This is a genomic window from Neobacillus sp. PS2-9, from assembly GCF_030915525.1.
Taxonomy (GTDB): Bacteria; Bacillota; Bacilli; order Bacillales; family Cytobacillaceae; genus Neobacillus.
In genome coordinates this window covers 1-20000 of record NZ_CP133269.1, presented here as the reverse complement: position 1 = coordinate 20000, position 20000 = coordinate 1, and the positions used below count along the sequence as shown (strand labels likewise).

Annotated in this window: 15 protein-coding genes, 3 tRNA genes, 3 rRNA genes, 1 other RNA gene and 1 other annotated feature (1 of these 23 running past the window's edge); of the genes, 18 read left to right on the top strand and 4 right to left on the bottom strand. The window is 43.6% G+C overall.

Annotated elements, in window-relative coordinates:
* The 6 genes from guaB to RCG25_RS00085 all read left to right on the top strand — a co-directional run.
* Positions 1–1134, top strand: the 3' portion of a protein-coding gene (gene guaB, locus RCG25_RS00110; RefSeq protein WP_308081656.1) for an IMP dehydrogenase. It extends 336 nt beyond the left edge of the window; 1134 of the gene's 1470 nt are visible here — the last part of the coding sequence; its start codon lies off the left edge, out of view; it ends in the stop codon at positions 1132–1134.
* 365 nt (positions 1135–1499) lie between these two features.
* Complete coding sequence (locus RCG25_RS00105; protein WP_374121054.1) at positions 1500–2819, top strand: serine hydrolase; 1320 nt, start codon at positions 1500–1502, stop codon at positions 2817–2819.
* A gap of 182 nt (positions 2820–3001) precedes the next feature.
* Positions 3002–3883: a pyridoxal 5'-phosphate synthase lyase subunit PdxS gene (gene pdxS, locus RCG25_RS00100; protein WP_308081655.1), complete on the top strand. Its 882-nt coding sequence runs from the start codon at positions 3002–3004 to the stop codon at positions 3881–3883.
* Positions 3884–4070: 187 nt separating this feature from the next.
* The gene (gene pdxT, locus RCG25_RS00095; RefSeq protein ID WP_308081654.1) at positions 4071–4661 is read left to right on the top strand and encodes a pyridoxal 5'-phosphate synthase glutaminase subunit PdxT; all 591 of its coding nucleotides are present in this window, start codon (positions 4071–4073) and stop codon (positions 4659–4661) included.
* A 63-nt stretch (positions 4662–4724) separates the two neighbouring features.
* Positions 4725–4949, top strand: a binding site (T-box leader).
* A 259-nt stretch (positions 4950–5208) separates the two neighbouring features.
* Positions 5209–6489 (top strand): serine--tRNA ligase, encoded by a 1281-nt coding sequence (gene serS / locus RCG25_RS00090; RefSeq protein WP_308081653.1) that lies wholly within the window; start codon positions 5209–5211, stop codon positions 6487–6489.
* Between the two features lie 86 nt (positions 6490–6575).
* Positions 6576–6668, top strand: a tRNA-Ser gene (locus RCG25_RS00085).
* Between the two features lie 107 nt (positions 6669–6775).
* Here the strand turns inward: RCG25_RS00085 and RCG25_RS00080 are convergent.
* From RCG25_RS00080 to RCG25_RS00065, 4 genes are all read right to left on the bottom strand, one after another.
* A complete protein-coding gene (locus RCG25_RS00080; RefSeq protein WP_374121020.1) occupies positions 6776–7471 on the bottom strand; it encodes a deoxynucleoside kinase in 696 nt (231 codons plus the stop codon).
* A 15-nt stretch (positions 7472–7486) separates the two neighbouring features.
* On the bottom strand, positions 7487–8131 hold the full coding sequence (locus tag RCG25_RS00075; RefSeq protein WP_308081651.1) for a deoxynucleoside kinase: 645 nt from the start codon (positions 8129–8131) through the stop codon (positions 7487–7489).
* Between the two features lie 240 nt (positions 8132–8371).
* A complete protein-coding gene (locus RCG25_RS00070; RefSeq protein WP_308081650.1) occupies positions 8372–9661 on the bottom strand; it encodes a LysM peptidoglycan-binding domain-containing protein in 1290 nt (429 codons plus the stop codon).
* Positions 9662–9697: 36 nt separating this feature from the next.
* Positions 9698–10273 (bottom strand): cysteine hydrolase family protein, encoded by a 576-nt coding sequence (locus RCG25_RS00065; protein WP_308081649.1) that lies wholly within the window; start codon positions 10271–10273, stop codon positions 9698–9700.
* A gap of 66 nt (positions 10274–10339) precedes the next feature.
* Between RCG25_RS00065 and tadA the strand changes: the two genes are divergently transcribed.
* The 12 genes from tadA (at position 10340) to rrf (ending at position 20000) form a co-directional block, all read left to right on the top strand.
* A complete protein-coding gene (gene tadA, locus RCG25_RS00060; protein ID WP_308081648.1) occupies positions 10340–10843 on the top strand; it encodes a tRNA adenosine(34) deaminase TadA in 504 nt (167 codons plus the stop codon).
* Between the two features lie 105 nt (positions 10844–10948).
* An RNA gene (gene ffs / locus RCG25_RS00055) (signal recognition particle sRNA large type) lies at positions 10949–11213 on the top strand.
* A 140-nt stretch (positions 11214–11353) separates the two neighbouring features.
* A complete protein-coding gene (dnaX, locus tag RCG25_RS00050) occupies positions 11354–13045 on the top strand; it encodes a DNA polymerase III subunit gamma/tau (protein WP_308081647.1) in 1692 nt (563 codons plus the stop codon).
* Between the two features lie 30 nt (positions 13046–13075).
* Positions 13076–13399, top strand: coding sequence for a YbaB/EbfC family nucleoid-associated protein (locus RCG25_RS00045; RefSeq protein WP_374121019.1), 324 nt, complete (start codon positions 13076–13078; stop codon positions 13397–13399).
* 65 nt (positions 13400–13464) lie between these two features.
* Positions 13465–14061, top strand: a complete 597-nt coding sequence (recR, locus tag RCG25_RS00040) for a recombination mediator RecR (protein ID WP_308081646.1) — start codon at positions 13465–13467, stop codon at positions 14059–14061.
* Between the two features lie 24 nt (positions 14062–14085).
* A complete protein-coding gene (locus RCG25_RS00035) occupies positions 14086–14304 on the top strand; it encodes a YaaL family protein (protein ID WP_308081645.1) in 219 nt (72 codons plus the stop codon).
* A 118-nt stretch (positions 14305–14422) separates the two neighbouring features.
* On the top strand, positions 14423–14686 hold the full coding sequence (locus RCG25_RS00030; protein ID WP_308081644.1) for a pro-sigmaK processing inhibitor BofA family protein: 264 nt from the start codon (positions 14423–14425) through the stop codon (positions 14684–14686).
* 280 nt (positions 14687–14966) lie between these two features.
* A 16S ribosomal RNA gene (locus RCG25_RS00025) occupies positions 14967–16501 on the top strand.
* 106 nt (positions 16502–16607) lie between these two features.
* Positions 16608–16681, top strand: a tRNA-Ile gene (locus RCG25_RS00020).
* A gap of 12 nt (positions 16682–16693) precedes the next feature.
* A tRNA-Ala gene (locus tag RCG25_RS00015) sits at positions 16694–16769 on the top strand.
* A gap of 109 nt (positions 16770–16878) precedes the next feature.
* Positions 16879–19807: ribosomal RNA gene (locus tag RCG25_RS00010) — 23S ribosomal RNA — on the top strand.
* Between the two features lie 80 nt (positions 19808–19887).
* Positions 19888–20000, top strand: a 5S ribosomal RNA gene (gene rrf, locus RCG25_RS00005).
* Together the 16S, 23S and 5S rRNA genes with 2 tRNA genes alongside form the textbook arrangement of a ribosomal RNA operon.

The following is a 20000-nucleotide window of genomic DNA, read 5'->3' as shown; positions in this document are numbered from 1 at the left end:
CATTTAATGGGGAAATATCGAATCTCAGGTGTACCCATTGTTAATAACATCGAAGAACAAAAACTAATAGGTATAATTACTAATAGAGATTTACGTTTCATCCAGGATCAGGATTACTCCTTTAAAATCGCAGATGTGATGACAAAGGAAAATCTTGTAACAGCTCCAGTAGGAACCACATTGAAAGAGGCAGAAAAGATTCTACAACGGTACAAAATTGAGAAACTTCCGCTCGTGAATGAACAGGGCGTATTAAAAGGATTAATAACAATCAAAGATATTGAAAAAGTCATTGAATTCCCAAATTCAGCGAAAGACAAACAAGGACGTTTATTAGCTGGAGCAGCGGTAGGAGTAACTAGTGACACGATGAAGCGTGTGGGTATGCTTGTGAAGGCCAATGTAGATGTCATTGTAGTGGATACAGCCCACGGCCATTCAAAGGGTGTTCTCGATACTGTGAAGGAAATTAGAGTGGCACATCCTGAATTGACTATTATTGCAGGGAATGTGGCAACAGCGGAAGCGACGAAGCATTTAATTGAAGCAGGAGCTGATGTGGTTAAGGTAGGAATTGGACCAGGCTCCATTTGTACAACAAGGGTTGTAGCCGGTGTAGGCGTGCCGCAAATTACTGCTGTTTACGATTGTGCAACAGAAGCAATGAAGCATGGAAAGACAATAATTGCTGATGGTGGAATTAAATATTCAGGAGATATCGTAAAAGCCTTAGCTGCAGGCGGCCATGCAGTCATGCTAGGAAGTCTTTTGGCTGGTGTATCGGAAAGTCCAGGGGAAACAGAAATTTTCCAAGGGCGCCGCTTTAAGGTATATCGTGGAATGGGCTCTGTGGCTGCGATGGAAAAGGGATCAAAAGATCGTTATTTCCAGGAAGACAACAAAAAGTTTGTGCCTGAAGGAATTGAAGGAAGGATTCCTTATAAGGGACCATTATCAGAGACGGTTTATCAGCTAATTGGCGGTCTTAGAGCGGGAATGGGATATTGCGGGACAAAGGATCTTGAAGAATTAAGAACAAAAGCGCAGTTCATTAAGATGACAGGTGCAGGATTAAGAGAAAGTCATCCACATGATGTTCAAATTACAAAAGAGGCACCTAACTATTCATTATAATTTTCAAATGGAAACAGGGAAGCACCGCTTCTCTGTTTTTTTATATTACAGGAAAGTATAAAGTTCGACTTCGAGAATTGTCCAGCTCCAGCGCCTAGCCCCTCGGGTCAAATAACCTTCGGCAATAAAAGTCAAAAGGCGGACTTTTCTTGCCGAAGAACATTTGCCTGTCGGGGCTGATCAAGGCGCTTGCGCTTTTCTTACGGTCAAATATTCCTAGAAAAATAGCAGAATTGGAAAAAGAATGGTTCTATGCTCTGTCTATGATTTGCCAGCTACTTATGTTAAAATAACCAAAGTGTATAAATTCGTTGGAGGGCGTTACAGTGAACAAACATTTTTATCAGAAATGTGTTGCCAGTGCAATGGCAATGATTATGTTTTTTAGCCTATTTGCTGGTGTAAACCAGGCTAAGGCAGAAGCAGCGTTAAATGTAAATGCTGATGGTGCGATATTAGTTGATGCAGAAACAGGTAAGGTTCTATATGAACAGAATGCTGACAGTGTTTTAGGGGTTGCCAGCATGACTAAAATGATGACAGAATATCTTTTACTTGAAGCGGTTAAGAAGGGCAAAGTGAAATGGGATCAGGAATATTCAGTAAGTGATCTTGTTTATAAAAATTCCCATGACAGAAGTCTTTCGAATGTACCATTAAGGGCAGATGGTAAATATAAGATCCGTGAATTATATGAAGCAATGGCTATCTATTCTGCAAATAGTGCAACCATTGCAATTGCAGAAACTATTGGCGGATCAGAAGCAAACTTTGTAAAAATGATGAATGACAAAGCCAAACAATTAGGATTGAAGGATTATAAATTCGTCAACTCTACGGGTTTAAATAACCGAGATTACCATGGGCAGCATCCTGAAGGAACAGGTCCTGAGGATGAGAACGTAATGTCTCCACGTGCTGTTGCAAAATTGGCGTTTCATCTAATTAATGATTTCCCTGAAGTGTTAAAAACGGCTAGCACGCCGACGAAAATGTTCAGAGAAGGCACGGACGATCAAATTAAGATGGATAACTGGAACTGGATGCTTCCAAAGTTAGTTTACGGTTATCAGGGAATGGACGGGCTCAAAACGGGTACCACTGACTTTGCAGGGTATTGCTTCACAGGTACCGCCAGCCGGGATGGAAAACGATTTATTACTGTTGTACAAAATGCTAAGGATGCCAGCGGAAAAGGTGGCTACAAAGCACGTTTTGATGAAACAAGAAAAATGATGGATTATGCATTTAGTAATTATACAAAAGAACAGATTGTTCCTAAACAATATCAAGTTAAGGGACATAAAACACTTCCTGTCATTAAAGGAAAGGAAGATCAAGTAAAAATTTATACGAAGTCAGCTATTAGCATGGTTGTCCTCAACGGTGAAAAGAAGAGCTACAAACCAGTTCTTGTTCTAGATAAGAAAAAGGTTAATAAAGATGGAGAAATCACTGCTCCAGTAAAAAAAGGTGAAACAGTTGGATATTTAACTATTGAACCGAAAAATGGTGATAAAGTTTCTTTCTTAACAGAAGAGGGACATAAGAAAATCAAAGTGGATGTTATTGCTGCAAAAGATGTAGAAAAAGCAAATTGGTTTGTCCTAATGATGCGTGGGATTGGCAATTTCTTTGGTGATGTTTGGCACGGAATTTCTTCAACCGTAAAAGGTTGGTTTTAATTAGAATAAAAACATAAGAAAATTTTGGATTTATTAAGAAGGATTCTTGTCTTGACAGGAATCCTTTTTTGTTGCTTTAATGATTTTATGGAATAAGATAATTCCGATTGGTTGAATAGGAATTTTCCTAAAAGTGTAAAGAGATTTTTCTTAATATTTCAAATAAAAGGGGGATTTTAACGATGAAAACAGGTACAGAACTCGTAAAACGTGGTATGGCTGAAATGCAAAAAGGCGGCGTCATTATGGACGTTGTGAATGCCGAGCAGGCAAAAATTGCTGAAGAAGCAGGTGCAGTAGCAGTAATGGCTTTAGAGCGGGTGCCTTCAGATATCCGTGCAGCTGGTGGGGTGGCAAGGATGGCTGACCCAAGAATAGTTGAAGAGGTACTTAATGCTGTTTCAATCCCTGTAATGGCTAAAGCAAGAATTGGTCATATTGTGGAAGCTAGAGTGCTTGAGGCGATGGGTGTTGACTATATCGACGAAAGTGAAGTATTAACTCCTGCTGACGAAGAGTACCATTTATATAAAAGTGATTTTACTGTTCCGTTTGTTTGCGGTTGCCGTGACCTTGGTGAGGCAGCGCGTCGTATTGGTGAAGGTGCCTCCATGCTTCGAACAAAGGGTGAGCCAGGAACGGGTAATATCGTTGAAGCAGTTCGTCACATCCGTAAGGTAAACGCACAGGTTCGTAAAGTAGTGGGAATGAATGAAGATGAGCTAATGACAGAAGCAAAGCTTTTAGGTGCTCCATTTGAATTACTTCTTGAAATTAAGCGTCTTGGACGTCTCCCAGTTGTTAACTTCGCAGCAGGCGGTGTAGCAACACCAGCAGATGCAGCACTTATGATGCAGCTTGGTGCGGACGGTGTGTTTGTTGGATCAGGTATCTTCAAATCTGAAAACCCTGCTAAGTTTGCAAGAGCAATTGTGGAAGCAACTACTCACTACCAAGACTATAAATTAATTGCTGAACTTTCAAAGGATCTTGGAACACCAATGAAAGGGATTGAAATTTCTTCACTAGCGCCAGAAGCACGCATGCAGGAGCGTGGATGGTAAAAAGAAAAGCGGAAGCGACCGTTTAGCGACGTATAGACAGGGGCCCGGTCCGACTGAGATAAAGGAAACACGAAGAGCGGTAGCGATTCGATGTTGACTTATCGTAGGGAGGAGTGGGATGGCTACTAGTCGCTGGGAGCTGGAGCTAGACAGTTATCATAGTAAAAATGGTTAAAGGAGTATCGTTATGATTAAAATCGGCGTTCTGGCTTTACAAGGAGCGGTCCGGGAACATATTCGGTCACTTGAGGCCTGCGGTGTAGAGGCCGTTGCTGTTAAACGAAAGGAAGAATTACAAGACTTAGATGGTCTTATTCTTCCTGGTGGAGAAAGCACAGCAATGCGGCGCCTGATTGATAAATATGATTTCATGGATGCGTTAAAGGAATTTGCCCACAGTGGGAAACCAATGTTTGGTACATGCGCGGGCCTCATACTATTAGCTAAGCAACTTGTCGGTTATTATGAACCTCACATCGGTGTCATGGACATTCAGGTGGAGCGGAACTCCTTCGGCCGACAAGTGGACAGCTTTGAAGCGGACCTTGTAATTAAGGATGTAGCGGAGACCTTCCCAGCGGTGTTCATTCGTGCGCCGCACATTGTTGAGGCGGGGGAAGATGTGGAAATCCTATGCAAGCATAATGACCGCATTGTGGCCGCACGGGACAGGCAATTTCTCGGATGTTCCTTCCATCCTGAATTAACGGATGATCATCGCATTACCGCTTACTTTGTTGAGATGGTAAAGGAAGCCAAACAAAAGCAACTTGTATAGGGATAATTTGGTTGCATTTCGTAAATAATTATAGTAACGTAAATATACAAATCATAAATATTGATGAAAGCAATGAGAGGAACTAGTAACAGGAAACTCATTCTAGCAGAGAGCCGGTGGGTGGTGAAAACCGGTGAATGAAGCTTGTGAATCCCTCCTCGAGCAAGGTATGGAACACTACATAAGGTAGTAAGTAAGTACTTTCGGTGAAATCCGTTACATTTTTTCAAGGTGGACAGTGTATGCTGTCAACCAGGGTGGTAACGCGGGTTAACTCTCGTCCCTGTTTTCAGGGGCGGGAGTTTTTTGTTTTTTAGGATAGGTTAGAGCTTTTTGTTGATTTGGCACGATGTTGATTGGAGCGGAAGGCGCGAAGACTCCTGTGGGAGTACGGTTCAGGGGAGACCCCGCAGGCGCAAGCGCCGAGGAGGCTCGCCGAAACGCCCACGGAAAGCGAAGCGCCTGGAGCGGAGATCAACAGGACCAGCTTACATAGCTTATCTATTCAAGCGGAAACAGTCAAAAAATTTTTAAAGGAGTGTCAATTATGCTGGATATTAAAGTCCTAAGAGCAAATTTTGCAGAAGTAAAAGAAAAACTTCAAAACCGTGGAGAAGATCTAACCGATTTTGGCCGCTTCGAAGAACTAGACGTAAAGAGACGAGAACTAATCGTAGAAACTGAAAAACTAAAAAGTAAACGAAATGATGTGACACAGCAAGTTGCAGCTTTAAAGCGTGAAAAGCAAGATGCTGATCATTTAATTAAAGAGATGCGTGAGGTAGGCGATCAAATTAAAGCGCTTGATGACGAGCTTCGCGGAGTAGAAGAAACATTAGAAATGTTACTTCTAAGCATCCCAAATATCCCTCATGAAAGTGTACCAGTCGGGGAAACAGAAGATGACAATGTAGAAATCAGAAAGTGGGGTCATGTACGTGACTTTGAATTCGAAGCAAAGCCGCACTGGGACATTGCTGATCAGTTAAGGATCCTTGATTTTGAACGTGCAGGCAAAGTAACAGGAAGCCGCTTTGTTTTTTACAAAGGATTAGGAGCGCGATTAGAGCGTGCGTTAATGAGCTTCATGCTCGACTTGCATGTGGATGAACATGGCTACACTGAAATTCTACCACCATACTTGGTGAATCGCACAAGCATGACGGGAACAGGGCAATTGCCAAAGTTTGAGGAGGATGCCTTCTTGATTGAGAGCGAAGATTATTTCCTTATTCCAACGGCAGAAGTACCTGTTACAAACTATCACCGTGATGAGATTTTAAGTGGGGAAGACCTTCCAATCCGCTTTGCTGCCTATAGCGCATGCTTCCGTTCTGAGGCTGGCTCTGCAGGTCGTGATACAAGAGGGTTAATCCGTCAGCATCAATTTAATAAAGTAGAACTTGTAAAGTTTGTGAAGCCAGAGGATTCTTATGAGGAGCTTGAAAAGCTGACAAATGATGCTGAACGAGTATTACAATTATTGGAGCTTCCATACCGTGTGTTAAGCATGTGTACGGGTGACCTTGGGTTTACGGCTGCGAAGAAGTACGATATTGAAGTATGGATTCCTAGCTATGGGACGTACCGCGAGATTTCTTCTTGCAGTAATTTTGAAGCATTCCAAGCGAGACGAGCAAATATCCGTTTCCGTCGTGATCCAAAAGCCAAGCCAGAACATGTTCACACATTAAATGGCTCTGGTCTTGCGATTGGCCGCACGGTCGCCGCTATATTAGAGAATTACCAGCAAGAGGACGGCAGTGTCATCATACCAACTGTATTACGTCCATACATGGGAAACCGTGACGTAATTAAGCTGATGTAATATCTGAAAATTCCGGATGTTTTGTTCATCCGGAATTTTTGTTGACATTCATAATGGATATGTGTTAAATTATTTTTTGTTGATACGGAGGAATACCCAAGTTCGGCTGAAGGGATCGGTCTTGAAAACCGACAGGCGGGTTAAACCGCGCGGGGGTTCGAATCCCTCTTCCTCCTCCATTTTTTAAAACAATCGCGCATAAAATACTGGAGATAAGAGCTCGCTACATTCATTGTAGTGAGTTTTTTTTATGCGATTTTTGCCGTAAAAAAAGAAGCACATTGGATTAACCAATATGTGCTTCTGTTAGATTAAGAATTACTTTTAATTTTTCATCTACTTCACGGCATACTCTTTCGGCATCCGCTTGACTCTTCACAACATCAGTCGTGTCCATGTCAATCACTAGGACTTCACTTGCCGCATACTGGTTCATTACCCACTCATCATAACCCTTCCAAACTTCAAAGTAGTACTCTTTCAGCTCAGGGTTAATCTCAAAACTTCTACCGCGGGCCATGATCCGGTCAATGACCGTATCAAAGGATCCTTTTAAGTAAACCATTAGATCTGGTGCTTTTTTAGGTAGTTCCTGCAGTTCTTCCAACATATTATCAACAAGATCTTCATATATCTTGAACTCTAAGCTTGAGATTCTGCCTAAATTTTTATTTACATAAGCAAAATACCAGTCTTCATAAATAGAACGATCTTGAATCGTATAAATCGGTTCACTCCAGTTAATACAATCTTTTACTGTCTTAAATCGTTTGTTTAAGAAAAATAATTGTAAGAGGAACGGAATTCTTCTTGCATCTAATTCTTCAGGTGTCAACTCATAATATAGAGGTAGGATGGGGTTATCATCCACCGATTCATAAAACACCTTACTTTCAATTCCTTTATTTTTAAAGTGTGCATTTAAGGTATCAGCCACACTTGTTTTCCCTAGACCAATCATACCACCAATAACGATACTCACTAACATCCCCCTATTCTATATGTTTGTCCAGCTGCAAGTCTTTAACGATAAGGTTAATTTTTCAATAATATGGTTTAGATCATTTTCGTTTTGCACGAAATCCAACTCATCGCCGCTAAAGCGAAGAACAGGTATTTCTGGATGTTCTTTTTCAAAAATCGCTATGGCATTTTCATAGTCGATAGAGAGCTGTTCTAAATATAACGGGCTAATATTTTTTTCAACCTCGCGCCCTCTAAGCTTGATTCGTTTGAGCAATGTATCTAAGCTGGCATTTAAATAAATAATGACATTAGGCTTTGGCATATCTTCGGTAAGAATTTGATAAATCTTATAATATTTTTGGTATTCTTCCGGATTTAATGTTCTTTGTGCAAAAATCAAATTTTTAAAAATATGATAGTCTGCAACAACAGATTGATTTTGACTTAAGAAATGGGTATTGATGTCACCTAATTGCTTAAAGCGATTGCAGAGGAAAAACATTTCCGTCTGGAAACTCCACTCCTCGATGTTGTCATAAAATTTCCCTAAAAATGGGTTTTCATCCACAATCTCTTTAAGTAAAGCAAATTGAAATTGCTCTGAAATGGCTTTTGCGAGCGATGTCTTCCCAACACCAATTGGCCCTTCAACCGTAATAAAGGGTGTATCCCCCATTGCAAGTCCTCCTTCTCCAACTGCCTGCACTTTCTATGATTAACCAGTTTGAACCGGATAATTTATATTGTTATTGTCGTGTTGCTTCTTTGACACAAAGAATATTTTATCACAATCTGTCGCAGGAAGGGATATGGAATATTTAGAAGTAGCTAGATTTATGTCAGATATATGAAAAAACTGCCGAATGACGGCAGTTTTTGTTGTGAAAAATTTTTTTCGACTATCGGAAACCTAATATTAGGTACCCTTTTTGGTGACGTTGAAATTATCTACGATTAAGAGCCAATTTTGCGGGAACGATAAACCGAGCTTCCAATAACTCATTCCTCGTATATTTAACTCTTTGATCAAATCAAATTTAGCTTGGATCGATCGGGCATCCTCAAACCATACCTCATGCTCTTTGCCGGCCTCGTCTCTGTATTTGAAAAAAGGTGCCTCTGCTTTTGTATCATATTGAATCGGCACATTATATTTCGCTGCAAGTTGAATGGCCTGCTGCGGACTGACAGCCTTCGCAACGGATCCTTGAACAAAAGGAAGTGTCCAATCATAGCCATAAAGGTTTTGACCCATAAGTATTTTATTAGAAGGCATTTCAGTAATGGCATACTCTAAAACTTTCCTTACTGAATCAATAGGCGAAACGGCCATCGGAGGACCGCCGCTATAGCCCCACTCGTACGTCATAATCACCACAAAATCAGAAATTTCCCCATGTGCCTTGTAATCATGGCCTTCATACCATTTTCCTTTTTGTGTGGCACTGGTCTTTGGGGCAAGGGCAGTTGACATGAGCCAACCTTCATTCTTAAATCGTTGTTTTGCCTTTCGTAGAAAGTTGTTGTAAGCCTCACGGTCGGCCGGTCGCAAAAATTCAAAATCAAAGTGAATATCACGGAATCCATATTTTTTAGCGGTTGCAACAATAGTATTGAGAAATTTATCTTGAATGGCCATGTCGTTTAATAGAATTCGCCCGAGCTCATCACTAAACTGATCATTTTCCTGGTTGTTGATTACCATCATAAGTACGTTACGATTAGTCCTTGCGATAGCAGGGAAATTATTCAGTAAAGGTTCCTTCAAGGTTCCATCACGACGCGCTTGAAAACTAAAAGGGGCTAAATAGGTTAAATAAGGTGCAGCTTCCCTAGCACTATTCTCTAATACAGGTGCAACCGTTGTTCCTCGCGGCTCTACATAGGCATTAAACTCAGCGTTTCTTTTTTGACCTTGGGGGATATAAAGACGGAATCCAACATTGAGTGGCTGATTTACGTTAATCCGATTAATCTTTGCAAGCTCTTGATAAGGGACACCGACTTTTCTAGCAATAGAGAATAAGGAATCACCTGGCTGAACGAAATAAAAGCGGCCGATAATTGGAATGACTATGGACTGTCCAATAACAAGGTCATTTGGATTCGGTAATTCATTTGCTTCAATAATATCGTTAACGGTCGTGTGGTAGGCTCTGGCAATCGAGGTTAATGATTCATTCCTTCTTATAACATGGATTTGCATCCTAATCCCTCCCAACAAACATACGTTGCAACTATTTTATGAGGGAGGGTAAGGATAAATGATATAATGTTGATAAATTTCATGATGACTAGGATCGGTTTTAGCTTTGAGTACATTTTCCATCATCGTTAGAGCAAAGTAGTTATCCTGCTCATCAACAGAGGTAATACAATCACGAGGAACATAAATGGGATACTCGCGCATATAGGCATCATTTGCTGTAAAGAGCACGCAAATATTGCCCGCAATTCCAGTTAATATGAGCGTATTCACCTTTAAATGATTTAACAATATGGTTAAAGAGGTTTCGTAAAAAGCGGAATGCTTAGGTTTGATTAAAAAATAATCATCATCGTCTGGCAGCAGGATATCAAAAATAGGCTGACTGTAATCGTTCTTACAAAAATCAATGATTTTATTAAAATCTGCCTGCCATAAATTATAATGATCATTCATAAAGATAACGGGTAAGTTTTGTTTATTAAATTGTTTTTTCAATTCTTTGATGGGCTTAGCAATTTGCAGTGCTTTTTTGGCTAAAATGGAACCATGTGAAAAATCAAAGTTGTTAATCATATCAATAATAATCAGTGCAGGATAATTATTCTCCATTTGCTTCTCCTCCTTCCTATATTTTGGAGTAATAGTAGAATACTTATCCATTAGAAGGAGTTTGCTATGACGGTGGAAGAGAACCTAGACGAATACTATATGAGTGAAGCAATAAAGGAAGCCAAAAAAGCGGAGGAACGAATGGAAGTTCCAATCGGAGCCGTACTTGTCATCGAGGATAGAATTATTTCCCGGGCACATAACTTGCGTGAAATTGAGCAGAACGCTGTTGCACATGCAGAACTTATTGCGATCGAACAAGCTTGCCGGGAAATAGGCTCCTGGCGGTTGGAGAATGCCACCTTATATGTGACACTCGAGCCATGTCCAATGTGCTCAGGTGCCATTATATTATCAAGGGTAAAAAGAGTGGTATATGGTGCGAGTGACCCAAAGGGCGGATGTGCAGGGACGCTCATGAATCTTTTACAGGACGACCGTTTCAATCACCAAAGTGAAGTGACAAAGGGCGTGTTAGAAGTTGAATGCGGCCAATTGCTCTCTGATTTTTTTAGGTCGCTAAGAGAAAGGAAAAAACTTGAGAAACAACGAAGGAACGGAAAGGAATAGAAGATTTACAATAACTTACAGTTGATTAATATTGCTTTTTTTCGAGATTGGTTGTATATTAGAAAGGCGTCAGATACGACGCACTAAACTTAGTTATCAACTTTGCCGTGCTAGGTGGGGAGGTAGCGGTGCCCTGTACCCGCAATCCGCTCTAGCGGGACTGAATCCCTTCCCGAGGCTAATGGCCTGTAGGGTCTGCCTTAAGTAAGTGGTGTTGACACCCGGGTCCTGCGCAATGGGAATCCATGAACCATGTCAGGTCCGGAAGGAAGCAGCATTAAGTGGACGCTCTCATGTGCCGCAGGGTTGCCTGGGTCGAGCTAACTGCTTAAGTAACGCTTATGGGCGTTAGTCGAAGGAAGGTGCACGGCAGTTACATATGTATATAAATCAACTCATCTCAGAATGGAGATGAGTTTTTTTGTGAACTCTTATGAATACACTTTGAAAAAATGAAAATGGATGCGTTATAATGGTTAGGATGAATTATTTTGAAGGGGGCGGTGTCAGTTGGCTTATCAGGCTTTATATCGTGTTTGGCGTCCGCAGGCATTTATCGATGTAGTAGGACAAGAACATGTTACGCAGACATTGCAAAACGCCCTGCTTCAACAGAAGATATCACATGCCTATCTTTTTTCTGGACCAAGAGGAACAGGTAAAACGAGCGCGGCTAAGATTTTAGCAAAGGCAATTAACTGTGAGCGAGCACCTGTATCAGAACCATGTAATGAATGTGCAGCCTGCCGTGGAATTACCAATGGAACGATTCCAGATGTGCTAGAGTTTGATGCTGCTTCCAACTCTCGTGTGGAAGAAATGAGAGATGTATTGGAAAAGGTCAAATTTGCACCGACTGCTGTTACCTATAAGGTTTACATCATTGATGAGGTACATATGCTTTCCATTAGTGCTTTTAATGCTTTATTAAAAACATTAGAAGAACCACCGAAGCATGTCATTTTTATTTTAGCTACAACAGAACCTCATAAAATTCCATTAACGATTATTTCTAGATGTCAGCGGTTTGATTTTAGACGCATCACAGCTGGTTCTATTGTGAAGCGAATGAAATTAATTGTTGATGAAACAGGCGTAGTATGTGATGAGGATGCCTTGAAAATGATTGCCCGTGCAGCAGAGGGCGGGATGCGTGATGCCTTAAGTCTATTAGACCAGGCAATATCCTATAGTCAGGATCGGGTAACGGTAGAGGATGCCTTGACCGTGACCGGCTCTGTATCCCAAGGGTTCTTGAATAAATTATCAAGCTCATTTCAAGAAAAAGATGTGGCGAGTGGTTTAGAGGCGCTTGAGGAATTATTATTTCATGGTAAGGACCCAACGCGATTTATCGAAGATTTGATTTTATTCTATCGAGACATGCTGCTTTATAAAACGGCACCAAATCTTGAAGAGTCGCTTGAAAGAGTCATGCTTGACGATGAATTTCGCAGGATGGCGGAAGCCACTCCTACCGGACAAATCTATCAGGTCATCGACTTCTTAAATAAAACACAACAAGAAATGAGATGGACGAACCATCCGCGGATATTTCTTGAGGTGGCGATTGTGAAGCTCTGTCAAATGGAAAGTATAGAAAAGGAAGCAGCACAGCCTTCCAATGTCGACCATTTGTTATCTAGGATTGAACAACTAGAAAATGAACTAGAGCAATTAAAAACCAGCGGGATCACTGTTACCTCACAAGATGCAGCACCGCAGCAGCAAAAACCAACTCAGAGAGTGTCCAGGAAAGGATTCCAGCCTGTAGTTGGTAAAATCAATGAAGTATTAAAGGTAGCTACCAAAAACGATTTAAATCAGATTAAAGGTAAATGGGGCGAAATGCTGGCAAGCTTAATAAAATCGCACGCAGCCTTGTTAAATGATGCGGAGCCAGTTGCAGCTTCGTCGGATGCCTTAATTATAAAGTTTAAGCATGAAATGATTTGTCAAATGGCAACAGATAGGAAGGATTTTCAAGAAGCGATTACCGGTGCACTTCAAAAATTAACTGGTAAAAGATTTCTATTCTTGGGTGTACCCGAGGAACAATGGGGAGCCATTCGCGAAAGTTTCTTGAACAGTCAGCATGGTGAAGAAGGAGAAGTCAGCGAAACAAGCAGGAAGGATGAGGAACCTCATATATCTGAGGCAAAAAAACTTTTTGGCGCTGAGTTCGTAGAAATAATAGAATAATAATAACTTACTATATGGAGGTAATGTGTAATGATGCGTGGCGGTGGAATGGGAAATATGCAAAATATGATGAAGCAAATGCAAAAAATGCAAAAGAAAATGGCGGAAGCTCAAGAAGAATTAGGTCAAGAAAAGATTGAAGGAACTGCTGGCGGCGGTATGGTTAAGGTTGTTGTAACCGGTCATAAAGAAGTGGTAGATGTACAAATTAAACCTGAGGCAGTTGACCCAGATGATGTAGAAATGTTGCAGGATCTTGTGTTAGCAGCTGTAAATGACGCCCTTAAAAAGGCTGAAGAGCTAACAAACAATACAATGGGCCAATTCACAAAGGGAATGAACCTTCCTTTCTAAGCTTGATTAAACCAAAAGAGGCTGTTCTTACGTGCAGCCTCTTTTATTAAAGGGGAAAAATAGTAATGCATTATCCTGAACCGATTTCTAAGCTCATCGACAGCTTTATGAAATTGCCAGGAATCGGCCCGAAAACGGCTGCACGCCTGGCCTTTTATGTGTTAAGTATGAAAGAGGACACCGTCCTTGATTTTGCAAAAGCGCTTGTGAATGCAAAGCGTAATTTAACGTATTGTTCTGTTTGTGGTCACATCACGGATCAGGATCCTTGCTATATATGTGAAGATCAACGCAGGGATAGAAGTATCATTTGTGTTGTCCAGGATCCAAAGGATGTTATTGCAATGGAAAAGATGAAGGAATTCAACGGGTTATATCATGTATTACATGGGGCTATTTCTCCAATGGACGGGATAGGTCCAGAAGATATTAATATCCCTGATTTACTAAAACGTCTTCAGGATGAAACCGTACAGGAAGTGATCTTAGCTACGAATCCGAATATTGAAGGTGAAGCAACCGCTATGTATATCTCTCGTTTGTTAAAACCATCAGGTATTAAGACGACAAGAATAGCCCATGGATTACCAGTTGGCGGGGACCTTGAGTATGCTGATGAAGTAACCTTATCGAAAGCAATAGAGGGCCGAAGGGAACTATAAGATAAAATTCGGAGGAAATAAAGTATGTTTTTTCGACGTAAAGGACGGCTTCGAAAAGAGTATGATGAAAAGCTCTTGATACAGTTGAATCGTTTGAAAGAGCATTGGCAGCAAGAAAAACAGCTATTGGAAAAAAGTTTTGATCCTTCCGAAGAGGTTATTTGCCAAACCAAAATTGCAGAAGTGAAGTATATCTTCTTATTAAGAGAGGCAAAACAGCGACATGTCACTTTATTAAGATGAATTTAAATGATGAGCCTGACCACTATGTGTGGACGGGCTTTTTTATTTATACGGTCTATTCCCCCTAACTTGTACATAAACTGTATGGATAATGATTGAAGGAGGAGGGGAGCATTATTTGGAACCTATTATCGTTATTTCTGTACTAGGAGGCCTGATCCTATTACTCTTATTCTCTGGGGCACCTTTTAAACCAGCACGATTTGTTGGTCAAGCAGCGGTTAAATTCTTAATCGGGGCGTTGTTTCTATTTTTCTTAAATGCAGCCGGTAACCGGTACGGGATCCATGTCCCCATTAATGTAGCTACATCTGCAGTTTCCGGCTTTCTGGGGATACCTGGAGTATTTGCCTTAGTAGCTATTCAACACTGGGTTTTATAGCTGTACAAGCCGCTGAAACCAGCGGTTTTTATTTTTTTAAAATAACTATTGACCATATGGTTGGAATGCTGTAATATATTAAAAGTCGTCACCAAGACGTCGAAGTAATAAATAAAAAGTTATTGACATTTCATCATTAACTTGATAAGATTATAAAGTCGCTTTTGAGCGGTGATGAGAGATTTGTTCTTTGAAAACTAAACAAACAAAAACGTCAACAAACAAAAATTATTAGTTTCTTATGAAACTAAGCCAACGTAACAAAATGAGCTAATCAACTTTCTTGGAGAGTTTGATCCTGGCTCAGGACGAACGCTGGCGGCGTGCCTAATACATGCAAGTCGAGCGAACCACTTCGGTGGTTAGCGGCGGACGGGTGAGTAACACGTGGGCAACCTGCCTGTAAGACTGGGATAACTTCGGGAAACCGGAGCTAATACCGGATAATCCTTTTCCTCTCATGAGGAAAAGATGAAAGACGGTTTCGGCTGTCACTTACAGATGGGCCCGCGGCGCATTAGCTAGTTGGTGAGGTAACGGCTCACCAAGGCGACGATGCGTAGCCGACCTGAGAGGGTGATCGGCCACACTGGGACTGAGACACGGCCCAGACTCCTACGGGAGGCAGCAGTAGGGAATCTTCCACAATGGACGAAAGTCTGATGGAGCAACGCCGCGTGAGCGATGAAGGCCTTCGGGTCGTAAAGCTCTGTTGTTAGGGAAGAACAAGTACCGGAGTAACTGCCGGTACCTTGACGGTACCTAACCAGAAAGCCACGGCTAACTACGTGCCAGCAGCCGCGGTAATACGTAGGTGGCAAGCGTTGTCCGGAATTATTGGGCGTAAAGCGCGCGCAGGCGGTCCTTTAAGTCTGATGTGAAAGCCCACGGCTCAACCGTGGAGGGTCATTGGAAACTGGGGACTTGAGTACAGAAGAGGAAAGCGGAATTCCACGTGTAGCGGTGAAATGCGTAGAGATGTGGAGGAACACCAGTGGCGAAGGCGGCTTTCTGGTCTGTAACTGACGCTGAGGCGCGAAAGCGTGGGGAGCAAACAGGATTAGATACCCTGGTAGTCCACGCCGTAAACGATGAGTGCTAAGTGTTAGGGGGTTTCCGCCCCTTAGTGCTGCAGCTAACGCATTAAGCACTCCGCCTGGGGAGTACGGCCGCAAGGCTGAAACTCAAAGGAATTGACGGGGCCCGCACAAGCGGTGGAGCATGTGGTTTAATTCGAAGCAACGCGAAGAACCTTACCAGGTCTTGACATCCTCTGACACTCTTAGAGATAGGACGTTCCCCTTCGGGGACAGAGTGACAGGTGGTGCATGGTTGTCGTCAGCTCGTGTCGTGAGATGTTGGGTTAAGTCCCGCAACGAGCGCAACCCTTGATCTTAGTTGCCAGCATTCAGTTGGGCACTCTAAGGTGACTGCCGGTGACAAACCGGAGGAAGGTGGGGATGACGTCAAATCATCATGCCCCTTATGACCTGGGCTACACACGTGCTACAATGGATGGTACAAAGGGCTGCAAGACCGCGAGGTTTAGCCAATCCCATAAAACCATTCTCAGTTCGGATTGTAGGCTGCAACTCGCCTACATGAAGCCGGAATCGCTAGTAATCGCGGATCAGCATGCCGCGGTGAATACGTTCCCGGGCCTTGTACACACCGCCCGTCACACCACGAGAGTTTGTAACACCCGAAGTCGGTGGGGTAACCGTAAGGAGCCAGCCGCCTAAGGTGGGACAGATGATTGGGGTGAAGTCGTAACAAGGTAGCCGTATCGGAAGGTGCGGCTGGATCACCTCCTTTCTAAGGATATAAGCTGGACATATGAGCCAGACAAAACATGTTTGTTTGATTGTTTTTGTTTGCTTAGTTTTGAGAGTGCAAATTCTCAATGAAATATTCGTAGTGGGGGCCTATAGCTCAGCTGGTTAGAGCGCACGCCTGATAAGCGTGAGGTCGATGGTTCGAGTCCATTTAGGCCCACTTTTCTTCTACGGGGCTTTAGCTCAGCTGGGAGAGCGCCTGCCTTGCACGCAGGAGGTCAGCGGTTCGATCCCGCTAAGCTCCACCAATATCGTTCTTTGAAAACTAGATAATCGTAATGAAGAAGTCAAGTAAATACATCGAGTAATCGCCATTTTAGTTTTCTCTCTATTTAATTAAGAGAAACAAACCTTTCAGGTTAAGTTAGAAAGGGCGCACGGTGAATGCCTTGGCACTAGGAGCCGATGAAGGACGGGACTAACACCGATATGCTTCGGGAGCTGTAAGTAAGCTTTGATCCGGAGATTTCCGAATGGGGAACCCACTGTTCGTAATGGAACAGTATCTTTACCTGAATACATAGGGTATTGAAGGCATACCCGGGAACTGAAACATCTAAGTACCCGGAGGAAGAGAAAGCAAACGCGATTCCCTGAGTAGCGGCGAGCGAAACGGGACATAGCCCAAACCAAGAGGCTTGCCTCTTGGGGTTGTAGGACACTCAACATGGAGTTACAAAGGAACGGGGTAGATGAAGCGGCCTGGAAAGGCCCGTCAGAGAAGGTAAAAACCCTGTAGTCGAAACTTCGTTCCCTCCTGAGTGGATCCTGAGTACGGCCGGACACGAGAAATCCGGTCGGAAGCAGGGAGGACCATCTCCCAAGGCTAAATACTCCCTAGTGACCGATAGTGAACCAGTACCGTGAGGGAAAGGTGAAAAGCACCCGGAAGGGGAGTGAAATAGTTCCTGAAACCGTGTGCCTACAAGTAGTTAGAGCCCGTTAATGGGTGATAGCGTGCCTTTTGTAGAATGAACCGGCGAGTTACGATCCCATGCAAGGTTAAGTTGAAGAGACGGAGCCGCAGCGAAAGCGAGTCTGAATAGGGCGATTGAGTATGTGGTCGTAGACCCGAAACCAGGTGATCTACCCATGTCCAGGGTGAAGTCCAGGTAACACTGGATGGAGGCCCGAACCCACGCACGTTGAAAAGTGCGGGGATGAGGTGTGGGTAGCGGAGAAATTCCAATCGAACTTGGAGATAGCTGGTTCTCTCCGAAATAGCTTTAGGGCTAGCCTCACGTAGTTAGAGTCTTGGAGGTAGAGCACTGTTTGGACTAGGGGCCCTCATCGGGTTACCGAATTCAGACAAACTCCGAATGCCAAAGACTTATCCGTGGGAGTCAGACTGCGAGTGATAAGATCCGTAGTCAAAAGGGAAACAGCCCAGACCACCAGCTAAGGTCCCAAAGTTTACGTTAAGTGGAAAAGGATGTGGAGTTGCTTAGACAACCAGGATGTTGGCTTAGAAGCAGCCACCATTTAAAGAGTGCGTAATAGCTCACTGGTCGAGTGACTCTGCGCCGAAAATGTACCGGGGCTAAACGTAACACCGAAGCTGTGGATTGACATCTTAGATGTCAGTGGTAGGAGAGCGTTCTAAGGGCGTTGAAGCTAGACCGTAAGGACTGGTGGAGCGCTTAGAAGTGAGAATGCCGGTATGAGTAGCGAAAGATGAGTGAGAATCTCATCCACCGTATGCCTAAGGTTTCCTGAGGAAGGCTCGTCCGCTCAGGGTTAGTCGGGACCTAAGCCGAGGCCGAAAGGCGTAGGCGATGGACAACAGGTTGATATTCCTGTACCACCTCTTTATCGTTTGAGTGATGGGGGACGCAGGAGGATAGGGTAAGCGCGCTGTTGGATATGCGCGTCTAAGCAGTTAGGCTGGAAAGTAGGAAATCCGCTTTCCGTAAAGGCTGAGCTGTGATAGCGAGGGAAATTTAGTACCGAAGTTCCTGATTCCACACTGCCAAGAAAAGCCTCTAGCGAGATAAAAGGTGCCCGTACCGCAAACCGACACAGGTAGGCGAGGAGAGAATCCTAAGGTGAGCGAGAGAACTCTCGTTAAGGAACTCGGCAAAATGACCCCGTAACTTCGGGAGAAGGGGTGCTTTTTGAGGTGAATAGCCTCGAAGAGCCGCAGTGAATAGGCCCAGGCGACTGTTTAGCAAAAACACAGGTCTCTGCGAAGCCGCAAGGCGAAGTATAGGGGCTGACGCCTGCCCGGTGCTGGAAGGTTAAGAGGAGGGGTTAGCTCACGCGAAGCTCTGAATCGAAGCCCCAGTAAACGGCGGCCGTAACTATAACGGTCCTAAGGTAGCGAAATTCCTTGTCGGGTAAGTTCCGACCCGCACGAAAGGCGTAACGATCTGGGCACTGTCTCAACGAGAGACTCGGTGAAATTATAGTACCTGTGAAGATGCAGGTTACCCGCGACAGGACGGAAAGACCCCGTGGAGCTTTACTGTAGCCTGATATTGAATTTTGGTACAGCTTGTACAGGATAGGTAGGAGCCTGAGAAACCGGAGCGCTAGCTTCGGTGGAGGCGTCGGTGGATACTACCCTGGCTGTATTGAAATTCTAACCCGCACCCCTTATCGGGGTGGGAGACAGTGTCAGGTGGGCAGTTTGACTGGGGCGGTCGCCTCCTAAAGAGTAACGGAGGCGCCCAAAGGTTCCCTCAGAATGGTTGGAAATCATTCGTAGAGTGTAAAGGCACAAGGGAGCTTGACTGCGAGACCTACAAGTCGAGCAGGGACGAAAGTCGGGCTTAGTGATCCGGTGGTTCCGCATGGAAGGGCCATCGCTCAACGGATAAAAGCTACCCCGGGGATAACAGGCTTATCTCCCCCAAGAGTCCACATCGACGGGGAGGTTTGGCACCTCGATGTCGGCTCATCGCATCCTGGGGCTGTAGTCGGTCCCAAGGGTTGGGCTGTTCGCCCATTAAAGCGGTACGCGAGCTGGGTTCAGAACGTCGTGAGACAGTTCGGTCCCTATCCGTCGTGGGCGCAGGAAATTTGAGAGGAGCTGTCCTTAGTACGAGAGGACCGGGATGGACGCACCGCTGGTGTACCAGTTGTCTTGCCAAAGGCATCGCTGGGTAGCTATGTGCGGACGGGATAAGTGCTGAAAGCATCTAAGCATGAAGCCCCCCTCAAGATGAGATTTCCCATAGCGTCAAGCTAGTAAGAACCCTGAAAGATGATCAGGTTGATAGGTCAGAGGTGGAAGCGTGGTAACATGTGGAGCTGACTGATACTAATCGTTCGAGGACTTAACCAATTTTTAAAGCGAACTCGTAGTTTACAAACACTTCTTCTACATTATCTAGTTTTGAGGGAACGATACCTCAAAGTAAATAGTCTGGTAGCAATAGCGAGAAGGTCACACCCGTTCCCATACCGAACACGGAAGTTAAGCTTCTCAGCGCCGATGGTAGTTGGGACGAAAGTCCCTGTGAGAGTAGGACGTTGCC

Bases quoted from the DNA above. Each gene is read 5' to 3' on its own strand.
- RCG25_RS00045 (WP_374121019.1), top strand. From the start codon at position 13,076: ATGATGCGTGGCGGTGGAATGGGAAATATGCAAAATATGATGAAGCAA.
- RCG25_RS00035 (WP_308081645.1), top strand. From the start codon at position 14,086: ATGTTTTTTCGACGTAAAGGACGGCTTCGAAAAGAGTATGATGAAAAG.
- serS (WP_308081653.1), top strand. From the start codon at position 5,209: ATGCTGGATATTAAAGTCCTAAGAGCAAATTTTGCAGAAGTAAAAGAA.
- recR (WP_308081646.1), top strand. From the start codon at position 13,465: ATGCATTATCCTGAACCGATTTCTAAGCTCATCGACAGCTTTATGAAA.
- pdxT (WP_308081654.1), top strand. From the start codon at position 4,071: ATGATTAAAATCGGCGTTCTGGCTTTACAAGGAGCGGTCCGGGAACAT.
- RCG25_RS00075 (WP_308081651.1), bottom strand. From the start codon at position 8,131: ATGGGGGATACACCCTTTATTACGGTTGAAGGGCCAATTGGTGTTGGG.
- pdxS (WP_308081655.1), top strand. From the start codon at position 3,002: ATGAAAACAGGTACAGAACTCGTAAAACGTGGTATGGCTGAAATGCAA.
- RCG25_RS00065 (WP_308081649.1), bottom strand. From the start codon at position 10,273: ATGGAGAATAATTATCCTGCACTGATTATTATTGATATGATTAACAAC.
- RCG25_RS00105 (WP_374121054.1), top strand. From the start codon at position 1,500: ATGGCAATGATTATGTTTTTTAGCCTATTTGCTGGTGTAAACCAGGCT.
- tadA (WP_308081648.1), top strand. From the start codon at position 10,340: ATGACGGTGGAAGAGAACCTAGACGAATACTATATGAGTGAAGCAATA.
- RCG25_RS00070 (WP_308081650.1), bottom strand. From the start codon at position 9,661: ATGCAAATCCATGTTATAAGAAGGAATGAATCATTAACCTCGATTGCC.